Below are 17,478 nucleotides of genomic sequence, written 5' to 3'. Positions count from 1 at the left end.
TGTTGAGTTTCGGCAGCTTTGCGCGATCGACCTCTTGGCGGGCGACGGTGACGCCGCTCGCCTCGATCATCGGATCGGGCTTCCTAATCTGCGGTCCGCTGCTCGCACGCGAGTTCGGGTCGGCGGCGATCCTCGCCATGGCGGCGCTGCTGGCGCTCGCCTATGCGGTCGGCGCGGTAGTCCGCTTCAACATCGTCCATGTCGAGAACATCGCGCCGAAGCTGTCGCTTCATGACCCGATGGCCTGGGCGATGCGCGCGGCGCAGGTCATGCTGGCGATCGCCTATGCCGTCTCCGTCGCCTATTATCTGAAGCTGCTTGCCGAGTTCACGATGAAGCCGCTTTCGGTTCCAACTGAATGGCACGGGCTGATCGCCAACATCGTGGTCACTGTGATCATTGTGGCGCTGACGGCGCTCACCTTCTCGGGCGAGATCCGCAAGATTGAGCATGCCGCGCACGCCAGCGTGTCGGTCAAGCTCGGGATCATCGCTGGCCTGCTCGCGGGACTCGCGGTCTGGTGGGCTACACGGACCGGTGCACCGCTCGCACTCCCGCCAGCGCGGCTGACCTTCTCGGGGATTCCGCTGCTGCTCGGCCTGCTGATTACCGTCCAGGGCTTCGAGACTTCACGCTACATGGGAGACAGCTACGATCAGCCCACCCGCGTCCGCACGATGCGCTATGCCCAGTGGCTGTCGTCGGCGATCTATCTCGCCTTCCTTGCCCTGCTCACGCCCTTCCTAGCGGAGGCGCAGCACGCCGAGGGTGTCGCGGGCATCCTCGACATCATGACCATGGTCGCGCCGCTGCTCGGCATCTTCGTGCTGATCGGCGCGGTCTCCAGCCAGCTCAGCGCGGCGATCGCGGACTCGATCGGCTCGGGCGGGTTGATGATGGAGGTTTCGCGGCGGCGGCTGGGCGTGCGGGGCGCGTTCATCCTCGCGAGCGCGCTGTCGATCGCGGTCGTTTGGCTCACCGATCCTTTTTCGGTGATCGCGCTGTCCTCGCGTGCGTTCGCACTGTTCTACGCGATGCAGGCCGTTCTCGCGCTGTGGGTGTCGTTCCGCTCGCAGGTGGGTGGCTGGCCCGCGCGGGCGGGCTTCGCGGCGGTTGGACTGGTCTGCATCGTTGCGGCGCTTGCCGGGGCTCCGGCGGAGAGCTGATCAGAAGCCATCATCATCACCGCTCCGTGTCGGCCTGGGATCGGCCGCAGGTGGCGAATCCCTGCGCGCCCGCACGAGCGGCAGCGGCTCCTTGAAGGTAAGCGTCTGATACGGGAACGGGATCTCCATTCCGGCATCGTCCAGCGCACGCTTGATCGCGCGCACCACCGCGTCGCGCGAACGGTGGGCATCGACCGGCTTGGAACCGGCCCACCAGCGGACGAGGAAGTCGATCGAGCTGTCGCCGAATTGCTTGGCGAACACGTCGATGCGCTGATCCGGGTCGACGCCGTCCGCCGACCGCACCGCTGCTTCGATCACGCGCGCCGCGTCCTCGAGATCGACGTCATAGCCGACGCCCACCTCGACCTGATGCCGGCGCTTGGTCGCGTCGGTCAGGATCTTGACCGGGTTCTTGAAGAGGAAGGAGTTGGGCACGAGCACCAGCTCGTTGCTGAGGTGGCGGAGATAGGTTTCGCGCAGGGTGATCTGCTCGACCTTGCCGGCAACATCTTCGCACTCGATCATGTCGCCGATCCGCATTTTAGGACGAAGCATGATGAGGATGCCTGCGAGGAAGTTCTCGAAGATGTCCTTGAACGCGAAGCCAACCGCGACCGAGCCAAGTCCGACGACAGCGAGCAGATTGGCCGGAGTGACGCCCGGCAGGACGATCGAGCTGGCGATCATAAGGCCGACGATCCAGATCATCACGCTGACCAGCGTCTCGGCGAGGTTGATCAGTGTTCCGCGCACCTCGGTCCGGCTGAGGAGCCGATCCGCGATCCGGCGCGCGAACTTCGCAGCGAACCAGGTCGCGAACAGGATCACCATCGCGATGCCGAGCTGCGGGAGAATGCGGATGAAGTCCGCGACCATCTCGCGCAGGCGATGGAGGAGAATGTTGACGAGATTCATGCGGAGGCGTCGGTTCCGTGATGATGGGCGCTGTGGTCCATGGGATGGCGGCGGTTCTGAACGAACAGGTACGCCGCCAGCACCAGCGCGACCAGGTTGAGCCAGAAGGTGTAGTTGAAGCTGAACTTTGTCATTCGTGCGCGGATGTCCACGGCGCGGTCGGGCACGAAGCCCGTGGCCTGAAAGCCAAGATCGACGACCAGCGCCGCCGCCGCCATCGTCACGAAGAAGATTGTCGCCATGTAGGCCATCATCTTCCATCCGAAGTAACGACGATAGACGTCGAGCAACGGTAGCACGATCAGGTCGGCATAGAGGAAGGCGATCACCCCGCCGAAGCTCGCACCGCCCGACCACAGGATGGCCGCGAGCGGCACGTTGCCGATTGAGCAGACGAAGGTGAGCATCGCCACGATCGGTCCGATCAGCACATTGGCGACGGTCCGCACCGCCGGCGAGGCGTCGGCGAGGAACAGCGCCTGCCACACGCTATCGGGCACGAAGGCAGAGAGAAAGCCGCCGATCAGGAAGCCGGCGGCGAGATCCTTCCAGAGCATCCGCCATTCCATCGCGAAATTTTGCGCGACCTTGATCCGTGCCTCGGGACTGGCGAGGCGGGCGCGCCAGGTCTCGCCTTCGGCGGCTGCGCTCATATGCTCATGGCCGTACCCTTCCTCCTTATAGGTCCGCGCCTCCTCGACGAGCCGTCTCGGGAACGTCAGCTTTACCAGCACGCTCATGACCACGATCAGCACCACGCCGCCGATCCACTCCGCCGCCATGAACTCCCAGCCCAGCAGCAGGAACAGGATCACGCCCAGCTCCAGCACGAGATTAGTGGATGCGAACAGGAACGCGAGGCTCGCGACCAGCGCCGCGCCTTTCTTGAATAAGGTCCGCATGATCGCCGCAGAGGCATAGGAGCAGCTGGAGCTCGCCGCGCCGGCGACGGTCGCAAGCGCGATCTCCCTGGCGCCGCCTCGGCCGAACGCCTTGCGCATCTGTTCGGCCGGGATGATCGCCTGCAGCACGGCCGACAAGCAGAAGCCGAGAACGAGGCTCCAACCGGTCTGCCAGAACATGCCTGCCGCCATGAGCAGCGCGTGCTCGCCTCTGTCCAGTACTGCCATGTCCGCACCTCCGTTGACGGAGCGAACAATCAGATCACCCGTTCCTCTGACGTGATCCTAGGCGGCGTTTTCTGGCAGGTCTCTCAGCTGACAACCGTCCCGAGCCAGGTTTGGTTGCTGGATGTGGACTGATTGCTTGAAGGAACGCTGAAGTTGCTAATAATAATCAGGTCGACGAGTGGAATGCGCGCAATGCCTTATCGGCGCCCGCGACTTCCTTAAGCCAACTTGTCCGGTCGCCCGTGTCAAAGATCATGAGAGCCCAGCACCCAGCCGTACAGGTCTTCGCGTCGCCATCCGTCAGCCGTCCGGCGAGGCATCGCTGCTACATACGCAAGTAGCGCGTCAAGCCTTGAAACTTGGGCGACGGGCGCGACCTCAAGCAATTCTAGCCTGAGTTCACCCTGGCTACCTGGCGTCGAGCCCGCTGTTACCGCTGGCGAACTCGCAACCATAACGCCTCTGTTGGTTGCGAAATACCGCATCGATGCTGCTCAACTTTTTGTTTTGACGTGATAATCTTGTTTTGCGGTGGTTGCGGGGACCCGCTTTCATCTTAACTTGCGACGCGCGGCTGGCCCGCCTCTGCTTCCGCCAGGGCTTGCCAAGAGCATCTTGGTTCAGGGGCTCTTCACCGCCGTGGCGTAGGCCGAGGCGGCACCTCCGACGTTCGCGACATCATCGCTAAAAAAAGGTGGGCCGGATCATTGTTCCGTCAAAATTTTTCCGGATTTACTCAGAACATGACAGGGACGTGTGGGCTCTGCGATAGTGCTGCGATATCAACCTCTTGATTGCAGCAGGCTCCCGTATTTAGGTGGAGCGTACTCATTCATTCGACTACGGCTTCCGGTCGACAGTCGCTCGCCTAACTGTGCGGGCGTAGAGCGTCAGGAGTTGAAGCGATGACCCGCTGTGCCAATTCGACTGCAGTGTTGTAGCCTGGCTATATGTTAGCCACCTTTCTGGAGCGCGGCAACGGTGCCCGGCCGCGGCCACCTACCCGGTGCCAAGACGCCTGAGCTGTTACGAGATACGGTGTCGCGTCAGTCGGCCACTAACGCATAGGACGCCCATCACCGCCAGCTATCAGCACTCAGCCCGAGGATGCTCCCGATGTGCGTGCCGCCTCAGGCTCGCAAACGGTTGATACTCCCTCCCCGCGCTTTGTCGGATCGGCAAAGTCAACGATCAGCAGAGTCGGATCTCCGTTGATCGGTCCGTCGAACAGCAGCAGCCCGGCAAAGCGGCGATCTGTCGCGTCGAGCGGCACAAGTGCCTCCGGCTTCACCTCGGCGCCATGGCCGGGCATGTAAATAGGCGTCCAACCGGGACCCCTTATCGGCGTGTAAAAGGGACCCCCTCCTCGAGCAGCGGCACGACGATGGCGGGCGCACCGTTCGCGCTGGTTGCGGCGTAGGGCGGGCGTAGCCCGACCGGAGGCGCAACCAGCGCGAAGCGTCCTTCCATCGGGTGCTGCGGGCGTCAGCTGCGGTACTTGAGCGCCAGCTGTCGTTGCCGGTCTCGACGATGTCGCAGTGTTGGGTGAGCCGGTCGAGCATGGCGGTGGTCATCTTGGGATCACCGAACACGCTCGGCCACTCGCCGAACGCCAGGTTGGTGGTGATGATCACCGAGGTGCGCTCGTAGAGCTTGCTGACGAGGTGGAACAGCAGCTGCCCGCCGGACCGCGCGAACGGCAGGTAGCCAAGCTCGTCCAGCACAACGACGTCGAGCCGCGCGAGCTGAGCAGCCAGGGTCCCGGCCTTGCCGATCCGGGCCTCTTCTCGAGCCGGTTCACAGCCGGGTCATCCGCACCCGCTCGCGTCGCGGCCGCGCCTCGTTCTCCACCAGCAACGCATCGAGCCGCTCCTGGAACGGTCCGATCCGCGGCAGTGGCTGCACCGCTCGCCGGTAGGTGAACTCCGCCTCCGGCGCCCGGATCGCCTTCCTCACCACCTTGCGCGACAGCCTCAGATCCCGCGCGATCGCCTTGATCGACTTGCCCTCAGCGTGCTCGCGCCGAACCCGAACCACCGTTTCCAATATCAACATCCCGATCCCGCCGCCCCGGTCATCACCAAAGCAGACGCGCCTAGAACATCAGGATGTGGGGTCCCTTTTAGACGCCGATCACCCCGCTACCGGGGTCCCCATTGCACGCCGGTCCTCAACCAGACGCTTTTCGTGTCGCTCGGCCATGCCCGCTCGGTGCTGCGGCTTCGGCGCGACGACTACAACCATGTGCGCCCGCATAGTGGTGTTGGCGGGCTGACGCCCGCCGATGCTGCCAGGCGGGTTGTGCAACACCGCCCCGAGGGGCACCATACCAACCCCGGACTCCAGTTATGACTGGTAGAGCTTTGGGGAGCACGTCAGGAGTTAAGCTCATCGCAGCGGTCGAGATCCAGGTGCATTGCCATGAGCGCCTGACGCAAGACCATCAACCAAGGTGTCTGCCTGATCGGCTTTCCACAAACCTGTTGTAAGTTCGCCGCGTACATTTCCAGCAAGGAACGCGGTATTGATACCGAGAGGCACTGAGAAGGCCAGGTGTCGAACTCGAAGGGATCGTCGGACTGACGAGGCAGCAGCTACCCGCGCTCAACTGAACAACGGAGCCGAACTGCGACAGTTTAGCTCTGCCCGAGAGGACGTTAAGAAAATATATGCTGCGGCTTGCCTGCTCGGGCGAAGCGATCGGCTCGCTCCACGTATGTTGCCGATCCGCGTGCAGCGAAGCGACGTGCAAGGATCCTAGTTGGGCGTACTTCAACTGTCCGCTAAAGGCAGCCCCTCTGTCGATCTTGACTCGTAGCGACGGGAAAGCCGTGCGAACCGATTTTTTCCAGTGATCCTCACGATCGTTCAGGGGTACGTCGGCAGTTACACAGGTCAGCATCCTGCAACTCCTCATTCCTCCGCCCACTAACCGTCAAAGGCGCACCATCGGGACGTTGATCCGCAAACTATCCATTTACCCGCCTCACCCTCCGAGTCTCACCTCCTTGCGCCCAAAGCGGTGGTTTCGAAGCACTCCGGACCAGACAATCTAAGAGAATTGCATGATGGCTCGCTGCCAGCGTCATCGCTTATGATCTTAAGCCAATCCTTGCTCCAGGGTAGATTTGTCGCTCGGCCCTGCTGTCCAGACGGAGGTCCATGTGCTCGGATCACCCTCGGCTGATTGCGAAAACGAGCGATCCGTCCTCGATTGCCGCGTTTCAGCCGAGCGGCGAGTGGCTCAAGTGTCCACGGCATGGCCCAGCTTGGGTACGAGAACGGTTCGTTCGAAAGATATGAAGATCGTTCCGTCCGCCTTCCGGCCGATCGTATTCACCGTGACGACCCCCTGCGTCGGCCGCTTCTGCGATTCACGCTTCGAGAGCACCTTCGACTCGGCGTAGATCGTGTCGCCCACATAGACCGGGGCACTCAGGCGAATGTCGTTCCAGCCAAGATTTCCGATCGCCTTCTGGCTGACGTCGCTGACGCTCATCCCGACCACGATCGACAGGGTCAGGCAGCTGTTCACCAAGGGAGCGCCGAATTCCGATCGCGCGGCATATTCCTTGTCGAAATGCAGCGGATGCGTGTTCATGGTCAGGAGGGTGAACCACACATTGTCGGCCTCGGTAATCGTCCGCCCGGGGCGATGCTCATATACGTCGCCGACGACGAACTCTTCATAGTGCCGGCCGTAACTTTCCCGATACCGGTTGGGGCCGATCTGCTGCGCTGTACCTACCACTTCCATCCTTTCACGTTCAGTCTCGGACGAGGGACACGTGCTCATCCAGCAGGGGGGTGACGAGCGTTGGCATGGCCGGCTCGTACTGGAACCTGATGGGCGAGCCGATGTGACGAAGGCCGTCCGCGTCACGGGTGATAAAGCCGCGCGCTGCGAGGTGCGGATCCGCCAGTGCCTCCGGCATCGTCGCCACCCTGCCCCAACAGACATCCATGTCGGCCAGCATCGCTTCGGCATCGGCGGAGGACATGGCGGCAAAGGTCGACTGGAGCAGGGCGACGACCGGCGCCTGATGAGGTCCCGGCCCGCGCTCGCACAACGGCGCCAGATCCTCGCGCCCCAACGCGCGCAGAAGCGTACGCACGAATTTCGGCTCCTGCCCGGCGATCGCCACCTGCCGGCCGTCGGCGCAGTCATACAGGCGGTAGAAGGCCGCGCCGCCCGTCGTGCGTTCGTTCGGCGTGTCGGGCGCCCGCCCTTCCGCCAGCGTCGGCCCCAGCACGTTCAGCATGGCACCCACCAGCGCCTCGTGCATCGATATGTCGATCCGGTCGCCCAGCCCGGTCCGCTCGCGCCGCAGCAGCGCCATCAGCACGCCCGCCAGGCCCTGCAGCCCGGCGGTCACATCCGCGATCGGTATCGCCGGAAGGGCCGGGCGGCCGTCACCGCCCAGATTGTTGCTCAGCAGGCCGCCGATCGCCTCGATCGCAAGGTCATGGGCGGGACGGGACGCATAGGGTCCGTCCTGTCCGAAGGCGCTGATCGAGAGATAGACGATGCGCGGATTGCGCGACGCGACGCTGGCATAGTCGACGCCCAAGCGCGCGGCGACGCCCGGCCGGTACGATTCGACCACGACGTCCGCCGTATCGACGAGCCGGAGGAACGCCTCCCGGTCGGCCGGCGCCTTCAGGTCCAGCACCACGCTCTTCTTGCCGCGATTGAGATTGCGGAAGAAGACCGTGTGCGCACCGTCCGCCAGGCCGATGTGGCGCCCCGGATCGCCTTCGTCTGGAGCCTCGATCTTGATGACCTCGGCCCCATGATCGGCCATGCCGAGCGTTACGTATGGCCCCGGAAGGAAGCTCGAAAGGTCGAGGACCCGGATACCCTCCAGCTTCATGCGAGGCCCTGCCCAGCGACCCACCGTTCGATCACCCGCGCCACCTCGTCGCTGTTCGTCTCCAGCATCATTGCATGGCCGTTACCGTGGACGCCCTGCTCCTCCAGCCGGACATGCTCCACCCGCGCGCCGGCTTGCGCGAGGAAGTCCACCACGCCATGATTGTCGGTCGCCATCCACGACGCCTCGGCCGTGACGATCGCGATCGGGAAGCCGGACAGGTTGGGCAGGCGGCGCGCCGGCGCCTGCTGCACCAGGCATGGCACGGTGCCCTCCCGCGCGGGCGCCCGCTCCTCCAGCCGCAGATCCCCGGGCGTCGCGGCCGGTGGATCGAAGGCCAGCGGCGCGGCCGTCAGTCCCCAGACCAGCTTGCCGCCCGCCCTCTCGGTGAAGGGCGGGCCGACGGGCTCGACCGCGACGATGGCCTTCACCAGCCCGGGCCGCGCGTCGGCGATCAGCCATCCGCTCGGCCCGCCGGCCGAATGGGTGAGCAGGATCGCCGGGCCGATCTCGTCGAGCATGGCCGCCCCTGCCGCCTGGACGTCGCGATGCGCCTGCGCCATGTCCGCCTGCGCCGGCCCGGCGCTGGCGAGGAAATGGTCGAAGGCCGGGTCGCCGAGCCGCCCGGAGCCCGGCCACTTGTCATGCAGTCGCGCCTGCGGATACCGCTCGGGAAAGTCCTCCGGCCGGCAGAACCACTCCTCGAGGAACGCCGTCGGCAGCAGCGGCGTCATCGCGCCCAGCGCGTCGGGGTGGAAGGGTGCGCGGCCGTGCCCCGGCCGGTCGACGACGTAGACCGCGTAGCCCTGGCGCACGAACCAATGTACCCAGCCCTCGCGACCGTCCGCCGTGCCGAGGAAGTCGAGCCCCTGGCCGCCGCCGCCGTGGATCATCACGATCGGAAGCGGGTGCGCCAGAACCGCCGGAATCCAGTATTCGACGTACATCTGCCCGCGTGGCACCGGCCCGGCCGGCGTGTCGAGCGGCGTCGCGCCGACCCAGAAGAAGCCCTGCGCGGCGAGTGCGAGCGGCGCCCGCGACGCGGCGTGCAGGTCCGCCGGGCGCAGCGAGGGCCGGGCCGTGCTCACGACGGCAGCACCGCGAGCGACCGGTCGAGCAGCGGCGCCGACTCCAGCGTCCTGGTGAACATCAGCCGGTCCAGCCGGAAATCGTCGTCGGTCGAGAGCCGGCGCAGCATGGCCAGCGTCTGCTCCAGCATCGCGCCGCCGCCGGATGCGTGGAAGATGACCTGCTTGTTGGCCGACGCCTGCGGCGAGGCACGATCGACGAACATGGCGCGCCGCTCGTCGCTGTAGCGGTCCAGCACCGCATCGTCGGCCTGCTCCAGGACGATCGCCGCCAGCGCCGGATAGAGGACATAGCTGTCGAACAGCCCGGACGTGAGCCCCAGCCCGCCGGTCGGATTGGTCGCGTGCGCGGCGTCTCCGGCCAGCACCACCCGCCCGACGCGGTATCGCGAGGCGGAGCGCTGGTGCATGCGGTAGGGCGTCGCCATATCGACCCGATAGTCGTCGGCGCCGGGCAGTATCTCGCGGTAGAAGTCCGGCAGCCGGTCCATGAAAGTGTCCGCCGGCAGAGCGCCGTCCTCCATGTAGGTGCAGCGCCACAGGCCCTCATTGTCGATCTTGGCGATCACCGCGCCGTAGGTGTCGTCGATCAGCAGCGTCGAGCGCGCATAGCCGTGCCGCTCGAAATCATAGTGGACGTTGGTGGCGACGAACCGCTCCGGCCAGGTCATGCCCTCGAAATCGAGCCCGAGCAGCTGCCGCACTGCGCTTCCCGCTCCATCCGCGCCGATCACCCAGGCGCTGCGCACCTCCTCCGGGCCGGACGGCGTGTCGATCGACAGCGTGACGCCGTCGGCGTCCTGCCGCAGCGCCGTCAGGCGGGCATTGAAGCTGATCTCGGCGTTCGGCAGCTGCCCGAGCCGCGCCATCGCGATCTCAGCCAGGCGATGCTGGCCGAGATGGAGGTTGTAGGGATAGGGCGTATGCCCTTCCAGCACTTCGAGGCTGTAGGGAATGCGCTCCCCCGTGCGGTGCACCAGATAGGTATAGTCCTGCTTGCGGAAGCCGATGCCCTCCGCCTCGGCGAGGATGCCGAGGCGATCGAGTCCCTCCAGCACGGACCAGTGATACACCATCGCGCGCGGCGAGTTGATGATGTGCGGCCCGGCCTCGACGAGCCGCACCTTCACGCCCGCCTGTGCGAGGCCGAGGGCGTTGATGAAGCCGGTCGGCCCTCCGCCGACGATTGTGACGTCATACATGGCTGGTCTCCGGTCGATGGCACCGGCGCGGACAGGAAGCGCGCGCGGCAAGGCGAGGGTGGCCCGTGCGCGGCCTCACGCGGAGGCCCCGCGCGGCGGCGGCGACGCGGCGGTGGCGCCAAGGCCGCGCAGGAAGCTGTCAAGGTCCGCGTCGAACCGCTCCGCCTCCTCCCAGAAGGGCATGTGCCCGGCGCGGTCGTAGACGATGCCGCGGCATCCTGGCGCCAGGCTGCCGGTATGCTCGCTCATCGCGGGAAGGTTGATCGGATCGAGCGCGCCGTGGACCGTCATGACCGGCACCGACAGGCCGGCGAGCACCGCCTGATAATCGACCGGCCGGCCGACCAGCGCGAGTCTCACCGCGGGCGGCACCACCATGTTGTAGGCGAGCATGAATTCCAGCTCGGGCGGCGCGGGCGGCACGGCCGTGCAGGCGGCGAGCAGCGCGCGCGCCGCCGCGATCACCTCGACAAGCTCGGTCGCCTCGGCCAGCCGGCGGAGGATCGCCGCCCCGTCGCCCATCATCGCCCGATCCCCGCTGGAGGTCGACGCCACCTTCACCAGCCCGCCGATCGCGCCGCACCCGCGCTGGGCTAGATAGTCGAGCACGACCCGGCCCGCATAGGACCATGCGACCAGCACCGGACTGACCAGCCCGGCGGCGTCGATCACCGCCGCCAGCTCGTCGGCCCAGCGGCGGGGCTCGCGGTAGAACGACGGATCGAGCGGCTTGTCCGAGGCGCCATGCCCGCGCAGGTCGTAGGTCACGAGCCGGTGGCGGTCGGCGAGCGGCCCCGTCACCTGCTTCAGCCACGCCAGACTGGATTGCGAGTAGCCGTGGACGAACAGCACGTCGCGCCCGCCACCGCCGCGATCATGGTCCTGCACGGCGATGGCCAGGCCATCGGGCGTATGCGCGGTGATCGGCCGGTAGCGGAGCGTCCGGCCGAGGACGGAAGCCTCCACCGTCATGCCACCGCCTCCGCCGGCGGGGCGACGACGGGCGCGCGTCCTTCGAAGGCGTTGCCCAGCAGCGCGCGAAGCGGCCCTTCCGCCAGCGGCGCCGGATTATAGTATGGATTGGTCAGTGCCAGTTCGACCACGCGGTCAAGGCCGTCCTCCGGCATGCCGATGTCCTTCAGGCCGCGGGGCGCGCCGGACCCGGCCAGCAGATCGTACAGTCCGCCCGGCCCGTCCTTCGACGACAGCGCCCGCGCCACGCGCATCATCGCCTCGGGCGCGGCCGCCGCGTTGTAGGCGGCGGCGTGCGGCAACACGATCGCGTGCGTCTCGGCGTGCGGCAGGTTGAACGTCCCGCCGAGCGTGTGGCACAGCTTGTGGTGCAGCGCCATGCCGACCGAACCGAGCACCACCCCGCCCAGCCACGCGCCGTAGAGCATGTCGCTGCGGGCCGGCAGATCGTCCGGCGTATGAATCACCCGCGTCAGGCTGCGCCCGATGGCGCGGATACTCTCTTCCGCCATGATCGAGACGAGCGGGTTCGCGTTCTCGGCGTACAGCCCCTCGACGCAATGCGCCACGGCATTGAGGCCGCTGACGGCCGACAGGCGCGGCGGCAGGCTCAAGGTGAGCAGCGGATCGTAGATCGCCGTGCGCGGCAGGACGCCGCGATCGCGCCCGGTGCGCTTCACGCCATCCTCGGTCAACCCCCAGATCGGCGTCATCTCGGATCCGGCGTAGGTGGTCGGCACCGCGACGATCGGCACTCCCGTGCGCAGCGCGATCGCCTTGGCCAGCCCGGTCGTGGAACCGCCTCCGATCGCGAGCAGCCCGTCCGCGCCCGCGCGCCGCAACGCCGCCTCGGCCGCGTCGACGGTCGCGACCGGCACGTGCATCACCGCGCCCGCGAACACTCCGGCGCACAGATCGCCGAGCCGCCCGCCGGCATCCTCGGCGAGGCCGGCCTGCTCGGGCGTGGCGAGCACCAGCAGGCGCGTGGCGACGGCCGCCGCTTCCTCGGGCAGCCGCGCGAAGGCGCCGGCGCCGAATACCACCCGAGTCGGGAGCGCCTGATAGGTGAACGGCTGCATCACGCGTCCCCGGCCGGCACGACCGTGCCGACTGATTTCAACTCGCCGCGCGCCAGCGGGGACGCCGCGCCATACGGCACGCGCGGCCAACCGCCCGCCCCGATCAGATCGTCGCCAGCCACCAGCATCGCCGTCACGTCACCTTCCGTGAGCCGGGCACGGGCCCGGACATGTCGCGGCCGGGGCCGCCCATCCGGCGGCCGGACGACGACGCCCCCGGCCGCATGGCACCGCCGCGACCCGGCGGCGGACGCTCAGTTGAGCTCGAACGGATCGTTCAGCTCGGTCACGATCTGGTCGCGCCGGTCACGGAACTGCGGCGAGACGATCACCTCCTGCCCCAGCCGGTCCGCCGCCTCATCAACGTCGAAGCCGAGCGAATGCGTCGCCTCGAACAAGGCACCACCCGGCGTGCGGACGTAGATCGACTCGAAATAGCCGCGATGCTTGCGATCGGAGAAGTCCGTCAGGCCCATGCCCTCGACCTCCAGCTTCACCTGATGCTGCACGTCGAGGTTCGGCACGGCGAAAGCGCCGTGATGGATCATGCCCTCGCCGTAGAACCAGCTGCCCGGACGGGCATCGGGCTGGAGGTGCACGTCGATGATGTGCGCGGCCTTGCCACCCTCCACCGCGTAGCGGGTGAAGGCGCCGTCGGCGCCAAGCTCGCGATAGTTCCACGCATCCTTCATGAAGATGTCCATATCCTCGTTGTCGCGCGTGAGGACGGTCCAGTTGTGGAAGCCGCGAATGGCATGTTCCGGCGGCACGTCGCCGCCAACGAAGGGCTTGCGATCGTCCGCCGTCTCCTCGACGAGCTCGAAGTTGAGGCCGCAATCCGGATGCTCGAACTGGATGATCTGCTGGCCGAACCGCTCATACACCTTGACGATCGGTACGCCGCGCTCGGTGAGACGCTCCTTCCAGTAGGGGACGGCGCCCTTCGGCACCGAGTAGCTGCACAACTCGATCTGCCCCGCGCCGCGCTTCGCCTTGCGGCCGTCGCGACGGAAGGGGAACACCGTCGTCAGCGTGCCGGGATCGCCGGTCTCGTTGCCGAAATAGAGATGGTAGATCGGCGCGCCGCCGTCGTACAGCAGCGTGCGCTTCACCAGGCTCATGCCCAACGTCTTGTAGAACAAATCGATGTCGCCCTGCGCCGAGCCGGTGCACAAGGTGATGTGGTGAAGGCCGCCAATGCGATCAGACATGAGACTCTCCCGTGCAGCGTGAACCTGCGACTTGACCGGACAAGTTGTATGTGCGCCGCCGGCACTTGTCAACGATCCGCGTGAACGTTGCCGCACCGCACCGTTTCGGCGTAGACGGTGGCGAAGGGAGATGAGCTTGGCGGCCGAGACGGGAATATCGAAGCGCGGGCGGGACGACAGGTCCGGCCCACCGCTGTACCGGCTGGTCGTCAAGACGCTGCAATCGGAGATCGTGCAGGGCGTGTACCCGGTCGGCACGCAACTGCCGTCCGAAGCGGCGCTGATGCAGCGGTTCAGCATCAGCCGGCACACCGTCCGCGAGGCGCTGCGCTATCTGCGCGAGGCGGGCATGGTGAAGTCCCACCAGGGCCTCGGGACCATCGTACAGCGGCCGGGCGGCGATCGCGGCTACGTCCATCAGATCAACACGATCGCCGACCTCTTTCCGACCAACGTCGAGACCCGCTACGACCCGATCGACGGGACGCTCGCCCCGCTGCCCGAGGACAAGGGCTTCGCGCTGGGCGACGAGAGGCGCAAGTGGCTGCGTATCCAGGGGCATCGCTTCCGCCCGGGCTCGGCGACGCCGTTCAACGAGGTGGAAACCTATGTCGCCGCCCGCTTCGCCGGCGTCGGCCGGGTCATTGCGCCCCATTCAGGCTCGATCTACGCCGTCCTCGAGACCATCTACGGCGAGACGATCGTCGAGGTCGAGCAGGTCATCACGACCTTCATAGCGGATGGCACGGCCGGCGCCGCGATCGGCCTGGAAAAGGGCACGTTCGGCATCCTGGTACGTCGCACGTACCGGATCCGGTCGGATGACGACATCGCGTTGCTGAGCCTCAACCGCTATCCTCCGAACGAGTTCTCCTACGCGATGACGTTGCGTCGCGTCCGCGACTGACCGGGCATCGGCCGTCGCGTGGCGCCGCGAGTCAGAACATCGAATTGTCGTTGCCGCTTTCGGCGGGCACCGGCTGCACGACGTCCCAATGCTCGACGATCCGCCCGCCCTTGACGCGGAACAGGTCGACCACGGCCATGCCGCGGTCATCCGGCGACATGCGGAGGTGGAGGTGCACCGCCGCGATGTCGCCGTCCACCAGGATGCGTTTCACATCCATCGACAGGCCGGGCGTCGCCGCCGCGAATCCCTCCAGCATCGCGATCGCCGCGTCACGTCCGTCTCCGGCGAGCGGATTATGTTGCCTGTACTCGGGCGCGACATACGCCTCGAACGCCGCTCGCACGGACAGGTCCCCATAGAACAGGTCGGCGAAGGCCTCGATGACCGATCGGGTATCGGACACGCCCGTCATGCGACCTGGGAGCCCCGTTCCGACACGTCGATCGCCGTCTCCGACAGCGGATTGGCATCCCGCCAGCGGGATCCGGCGCGCAGGACGTCGCCGATCACCTTGAACGGGAAGGACATCATCATGCGGGCGACCGCGGGATCGTTGGCCGCGGCCTCGATCGGGCCGAGATCCTTGCGCCGCTGCTCGATGTCGCTCTCCTCCAGCATGCGCTTGTTGGCGGACGCGCCCGGCGACGTCACCTCCAGGAAGATGCGGCGGCGCTCGTCCGAGTAGCGGTCGAGGATGTCCTCGCTCTCCTCGCCGCGCAGCACGGCGCCAAGCACGTCGCTCAGGATCATCCCGGTCCAGACGCCGGTGGTCAGGCCCAGCCCTCCGCACGGATTGGTCGCGTGCGCGGCGTCGCCCGCCAGAAGCACCCGGCCGCGCCGCAACGTCTCCGCGCATCGCTGGTGTATCGCGTAAGGGCTGGCCGACTTGATCTGGTACGGCGTACCCTCGGGGATGAAGAAGGCGTATCGCTCCGGCAGCCGCTCCATGAACGTCTCGGCCGGCAGATCGGCGTCCTCCTGATAGGTCAGCCGCCACAGCCCCTCGTCGTCGATCACCGCGATGACCGCCATGTAGGTGGGATCGCAGACGAAGTTCGCGGGCTGGTAGCCCAGCTTGGCGAAGTCGCAGTACACGTTGGTGGCGACGAACCGGTTTGGCCAAGAATGCCCTTCGAACCCGATGCCCAGCAGCTTGCGAACCGTGCTGCGCGCGCCATCGGCGCCGATGATCCATGTCGCCCGCAGGTCACGCACGCCTTCCGGCGTCTCGACCGTGGCGAAGGCCCCGTCGTCCTCCTCGCCGACCGCCACCACGCGATGATCGAACAGGATCCGAACGCCCAGTCGCTCGGCATGCTCCAGCGCAACCCGGGCGACGAGGTCCTGCCCACAATGCAGCTGATAGTCGTAGGTGATGCCGGCCATGCAATCGGTACTGATGACGGCGTGGAAATCCAGATCGGGGACATGGTGCCCGAAGCTGCGCCCGATCACCCCCATCGCCTCCAGCTCTTGCCGGATACCCAGTTCCTCCAGCACGACGAGCGTCGGTGCGAAATACACCATCGCCCGCGGCGAATCGCTTACTCCCGATCCCGCCTCGACGACGGTGACGGACGCCCCTTTCTGCGCCAACGCCAGCGCGGTCATCATCCCGACGGGGCCGCCGCCGACGATCAGAACATCTCCCGCATCGTCCATATCTATGTCCTTCCTAAAGCCGTCAGGCGGCGAGTTCTCGTCGACGGTGGGCGGTCTCGGGATCACCCGGATCCTCAATGTCCGCATCGCCCCGTTCGGCCTTGATGAGCTTGCGTAGCACCGCGCGCATTTGCACCGGGCCGACATCGGCGCTGGTCAGCATCTCCCGGCCGGGCTTCAGGTCGATCATTGCTTGTTGCGCCTCGATCATCTCGCGGTCCTCGGTAAACGCCGTCTCCGCCAGCGCCCGCATGCCGTCGGCCATCGCCTCGTCGCCGGTCGCCCTAGTCGGGCCCCAGGAGAAGAAGTAACGCGTGCTGCGCTCCGTCAGCGGCGTGACCGCCTGGCTGGTGAAATTCTCGGTGATCGCGGCGGCCACGGGCGGGGACACACGGTCGGCCGGCATGTCCTCCGGCCGGTACATGCCGGACTTCATCAGCAGCACGCCGGGCGCGAGGTAATCATAGGTAGAGTATAGCGCGACCGGCCCGGACCACCCCGCACGCGACGCGGCCGGCGCATCTTGCTTCAACCCCTGGTCTTCCGCCGCGATCCAGCGCGACACCCGAATGCCCCGGTCGATGACTTTGATCGTCGGCCGGCTGCGCGCCCAGTGCTCGGTGGCGCCAAAGCTGTTCGCATGCACGTAGGACAGGTGCGAGAAGTCGGTCAGATTGTCGTTGATGAGTTGGTAATTGGCCGCATAGTCCATGTTGCCGTGGCGCAGCACGTAGTCGGGATGGTCGTAGCCGACCGCCGCCGGGATGAGCGTCTCGTCTGCGGCGGCGGCATCACCCAGCCAGACCCATATCCAACTATGTCGCGCGACAACCGCATAGGTCCGGACACGTGCGCTGGACGGGATCCGATCTTGGCCGGGTATCTCTATGCACTCGCCGGACGGCGCGAACATCAGCCCGTGGTACATGCAGCGCACGTTGCACCCGCCCTCGAGCCGGCCCTTGGACAGCGGCGCGAGCCGGTGACAGCAGCGATCCTCGATCGCGACGAGGCGCCCGTCCGGTGACGTGCGATAGATCAGCAGGGGATCGCCCGCGATGGTGATCGGAAGAAAGCCACCCTCCGGCAGTTCCATGTCCCAGCCGGCGACGTACCAGCAATTCCTGAGGAACATCGCGATCTCCCAATCAGAAGCGACCCGTTGCATCGCGCCTTACCGCTGCTAAGCTATCCAAATGTCCGGACAGGTGCAAGTGTGGCTTGGAGGCTCGATTGCGTTTCAGATCGGGGTCGCAGCTTGGGAGA

The 17,478-nt window shown here is 66.4% G+C and carries 18 protein-coding genes and 2 pseudogenes; 3 read left to right on the top strand and 17 right to left on the bottom strand.

The window, feature by feature from the left end; all coding sequences use genetic code 11:
* Positions 1-47: 47 nt before the first annotated feature.
* Positions 48-1,166, top strand: coding sequence for a hypothetical protein (locus GNT64_RS20760; protein WP_156681219.1), 1,119 nt, complete (start codon positions 48-50; stop codon positions 1,164-1,166).
* Here GNT64_RS20760 and GNT64_RS20755 read toward each other — a convergent pair whose 3' ends face one another.
* The 5 genes and pseudogenes from GNT64_RS20755 to GNT64_RS20740 all read right to left on the bottom strand — a co-directional run.
* Complete coding sequence (locus GNT64_RS20755) at positions 1,167-2,084, bottom strand: mechanosensitive ion channel family protein (protein WP_156681218.1); 918 nt, start codon at positions 2,082-2,084, stop codon at positions 1,167-1,169.
* Entirely contained in the window at positions 2,081-3,214 is a 1,134-nt protein-coding gene (locus tag GNT64_RS20750) for a permease (protein ID WP_156681217.1), read from the bottom strand. The genes GNT64_RS20755 and GNT64_RS20750 overlap by 4 nt, the downstream gene beginning before the upstream one ends.
* A gap of 1,096 nt (positions 3,215-4,310) precedes the next feature.
* The gene (locus tag GNT64_RS21715) at positions 4,311-4,526 is read right to left on the bottom strand and encodes a hypothetical protein (protein ID WP_197277169.1); all 216 of its coding nucleotides are present in this window, start codon (positions 4,524-4,526) and stop codon (positions 4,311-4,313) included.
* 175 nt (positions 4,527-4,701) lie between these two features.
* Positions 4,702-5,015: pseudogene (locus GNT64_RS20745) on the bottom strand (ATP-binding protein); the annotation flags it as partial.
* Positions 5,015-5,269: pseudogene (locus GNT64_RS20740) on the bottom strand (IS21 family transposase); the annotation flags it as partial. The pseudogenes GNT64_RS20740 and GNT64_RS20745, both read right to left, overlap by 1 nt.
* On the opposite strand from GNT64_RS20740, the gene GNT64_RS22365 reads away from it, so the two are divergent.
* Positions 5,228-5,566, top strand: coding sequence for an integrase core domain-containing protein (locus tag GNT64_RS22365; RefSeq protein ID WP_422396611.1), 339 nt, complete (start codon positions 5,228-5,230; stop codon positions 5,564-5,566). The pseudogene GNT64_RS20740 and the gene GNT64_RS22365 sit on opposite strands and share 42 nt — an antisense overlap.
* Positions 5,567-5,657: 91 nt before the next feature.
* On the opposite strand, the gene GNT64_RS22360 is transcribed toward GNT64_RS22365, so the two are convergent.
* From GNT64_RS22360 to GNT64_RS20690, 9 genes are all read right to left on the bottom strand, one after another.
* The gene (locus tag GNT64_RS22360; protein WP_197277167.1) at positions 5,658-6,116 is read right to left on the bottom strand and encodes an AraC-like ligand-binding domain-containing protein; all 459 of its coding nucleotides are present in this window, start codon (positions 6,114-6,116) and stop codon (positions 5,658-5,660) included.
* A gap of 342 nt (positions 6,117-6,458) precedes the next feature.
* Positions 6,459-6,971, bottom strand: a complete 513-nt coding sequence (locus tag GNT64_RS20725) for a MaoC family dehydratase (protein WP_197277166.1) — start codon at positions 6,969-6,971, stop codon at positions 6,459-6,461.
* A 10-nt stretch (positions 6,972-6,981) separates the two neighbouring features.
* Positions 6,982-8,088 (bottom strand): CaiB/BaiF CoA transferase family protein, encoded by a 1,107-nt coding sequence (locus tag GNT64_RS20720; RefSeq protein WP_156681215.1) that lies wholly within the window; start codon positions 8,086-8,088, stop codon positions 6,982-6,984.
* Positions 8,085-9,176 carry an alpha/beta hydrolase gene (locus GNT64_RS20715; RefSeq protein WP_156681214.1) on the bottom strand — a complete coding sequence of 364 codons (1,092 nt, stop codon included), beginning with the start codon at positions 9,174-9,176 and terminating at the stop codon, positions 8,085-8,087. Before GNT64_RS20715 ends, GNT64_RS20720 begins: the two co-directional genes overlap by 4 nt.
* Entirely contained in the window at positions 9,173-10,378 is a 1,206-nt protein-coding gene (locus GNT64_RS20710) for an FAD-dependent oxidoreductase (protein WP_156681213.1), read from the bottom strand. Before GNT64_RS20710 ends, GNT64_RS20715 begins: the two co-directional genes overlap by 4 nt.
* A gap of 75 nt (positions 10,379-10,453) precedes the next feature.
* On the bottom strand, positions 10,454-11,350 hold the full coding sequence (locus tag GNT64_RS20705; RefSeq protein ID WP_156681212.1) for an alpha/beta fold hydrolase: 897 nt from the start codon (positions 11,348-11,350) through the stop codon (positions 10,454-10,456).
* Complete coding sequence (locus GNT64_RS20700) at positions 11,347-12,429, bottom strand: maleylacetate reductase (protein ID WP_156681211.1); 1,083 nt, start codon at positions 12,427-12,429, stop codon at positions 11,347-11,349. The genes GNT64_RS20705 and GNT64_RS20700 overlap by 4 nt, the downstream gene beginning before the upstream one ends.
* Positions 12,429-12,566, bottom strand: a complete 138-nt coding sequence (locus tag GNT64_RS20695; RefSeq protein ID WP_156681210.1) for a hypothetical protein — start codon at positions 12,564-12,566, stop codon at positions 12,429-12,431. Before GNT64_RS20695 ends, GNT64_RS20700 begins: the two co-directional genes overlap by 1 nt.
* Before the next feature lie 117 nt (positions 12,567-12,683).
* Positions 12,684-13,640: a VOC family protein gene (locus GNT64_RS20690; RefSeq protein ID WP_156681209.1), complete on the bottom strand. Its 957-nt coding sequence runs from the start codon at positions 13,638-13,640 to the stop codon at positions 12,684-12,686.
* Between the two features lie 130 nt (positions 13,641-13,770).
* Here GNT64_RS20690 and GNT64_RS20685 point away from each other — a divergent pair, with 130 nt between their 5' ends.
* A complete protein-coding gene (locus tag GNT64_RS20685; RefSeq protein WP_156681208.1) occupies positions 13,771-14,547 on the top strand; it encodes a GntR family transcriptional regulator in 777 nt (258 codons plus the stop codon).
* Positions 14,548-14,578: 31 nt separating this feature from the next.
* Here the strand turns inward: GNT64_RS20685 and GNT64_RS20680 are convergent, their stop codons facing one another.
* Genes GNT64_RS20680 through GNT64_RS20670 form a run of 3 tightly spaced genes read right to left on the bottom strand, consistent with a single transcriptional unit; the run spans position 14,579 to position 17,380 of the window.
* Positions 14,579-14,962 (bottom strand): nuclear transport factor 2 family protein, encoded by a 384-nt coding sequence (locus GNT64_RS20680; protein ID WP_156681207.1) that lies wholly within the window; start codon positions 14,960-14,962, stop codon positions 14,579-14,581.
* On the bottom strand, positions 14,959-16,278 hold the full coding sequence (locus GNT64_RS20675; protein WP_197277164.1) for an FAD-dependent oxidoreductase: 1,320 nt from the start codon (positions 16,276-16,278) through the stop codon (positions 14,959-14,961). The genes GNT64_RS20680 and GNT64_RS20675 overlap by 4 nt, the downstream gene beginning before the upstream one ends.
* Complete coding sequence (locus tag GNT64_RS20670) at positions 16,235-17,380, bottom strand: aromatic ring-hydroxylating dioxygenase subunit alpha (protein WP_156681205.1); 1,146 nt, start codon at positions 17,378-17,380, stop codon at positions 16,235-16,237. The genes GNT64_RS20675 and GNT64_RS20670 overlap by 44 nt, the downstream gene beginning before the upstream one ends.
* Positions 17,381-17,478: the final 98 nt, after the last annotated feature.

Origin of the sequence: Sphingomonas profundi (genome assembly GCF_009739515.1) — a bacterium.
In the GTDB taxonomy this organism is placed as follows: Bacteria; Pseudomonadota; Alphaproteobacteria; order Sphingomonadales; family Sphingomonadaceae; genus Alterirhizorhabdus; species Alterirhizorhabdus profundi.
Note: the sequence above shows the minus strand (reverse complement) of the source record. Positions and strands in the feature narration are given on the sequence as shown.

Coding starts and splice junctions, on each gene's coding strand:
- GNT64_RS20755 (WP_156681218.1), bottom strand. CDS start 2,084: ATGAATCTCGTCAACATTCTCCTCCATCGCCTGCGCGAGATGGTCGCG.
- GNT64_RS20750 (WP_156681217.1), bottom strand. CDS start 3,214: ATGGCAGTACTGGACAGAGGCGAGCACGCGCTGCTCATGGCGGCAGGC.
- GNT64_RS21715 (WP_197277169.1), bottom strand. CDS start 4,526: ATGCCCGGCCATGGCGCCGAGGTGAAGCCGGAGGCACTTGTGCCGCTC.
- GNT64_RS22360 (WP_197277167.1), bottom strand. CDS start 6,116: ATGCTGACCTGTGTAACTGCCGACGTACCCCTGAACGATCGTGAGGAT.
- GNT64_RS20725 (WP_197277166.1), bottom strand. CDS start 6,971: ATGGAAGTGGTAGGTACAGCGCAGCAGATCGGCCCCAACCGGTATCGG.
- GNT64_RS20720 (WP_156681215.1), bottom strand. CDS start 8,088: ATGAAGCTGGAGGGTATCCGGGTCCTCGACCTTTCGAGCTTCCTTCCG.
- GNT64_RS20710 (WP_156681213.1), bottom strand. CDS start 10,378: ATGTATGACGTCACAATCGTCGGCGGAGGGCCGACCGGCTTCATCAAC.
- GNT64_RS20705 (WP_156681212.1), bottom strand. CDS start 11,350: ATGACGGTGGAGGCTTCCGTCCTCGGCCGGACGCTCCGCTACCGGCCG.
- GNT64_RS20700 (WP_156681211.1), bottom strand. CDS start 12,429: ATGCAGCCGTTCACCTATCAGGCGCTCCCGACTCGGGTGGTATTCGGC.
- GNT64_RS20690 (WP_156681209.1), bottom strand. CDS start 13,640: ATGTCTGATCGCATTGGCGGCCTTCACCACATCACCTTGTGCACCGGC.
- GNT64_RS20685 (WP_156681208.1), top strand. CDS start 13,771: ATGAGCTTGGCGGCCGAGACGGGAATATCGAAGCGCGGGCGGGACGAC.
- GNT64_RS20680 (WP_156681207.1), bottom strand. CDS start 14,962: ATGACGGGCGTGTCCGATACCCGATCGGTCATCGAGGCCTTCGCCGAC.
- GNT64_RS20670 (WP_156681205.1), bottom strand. CDS start 17,380: ATGCAACGGGTCGCTTCTGATTGGGAGATCGCGATGTTCCTCAGGAAT.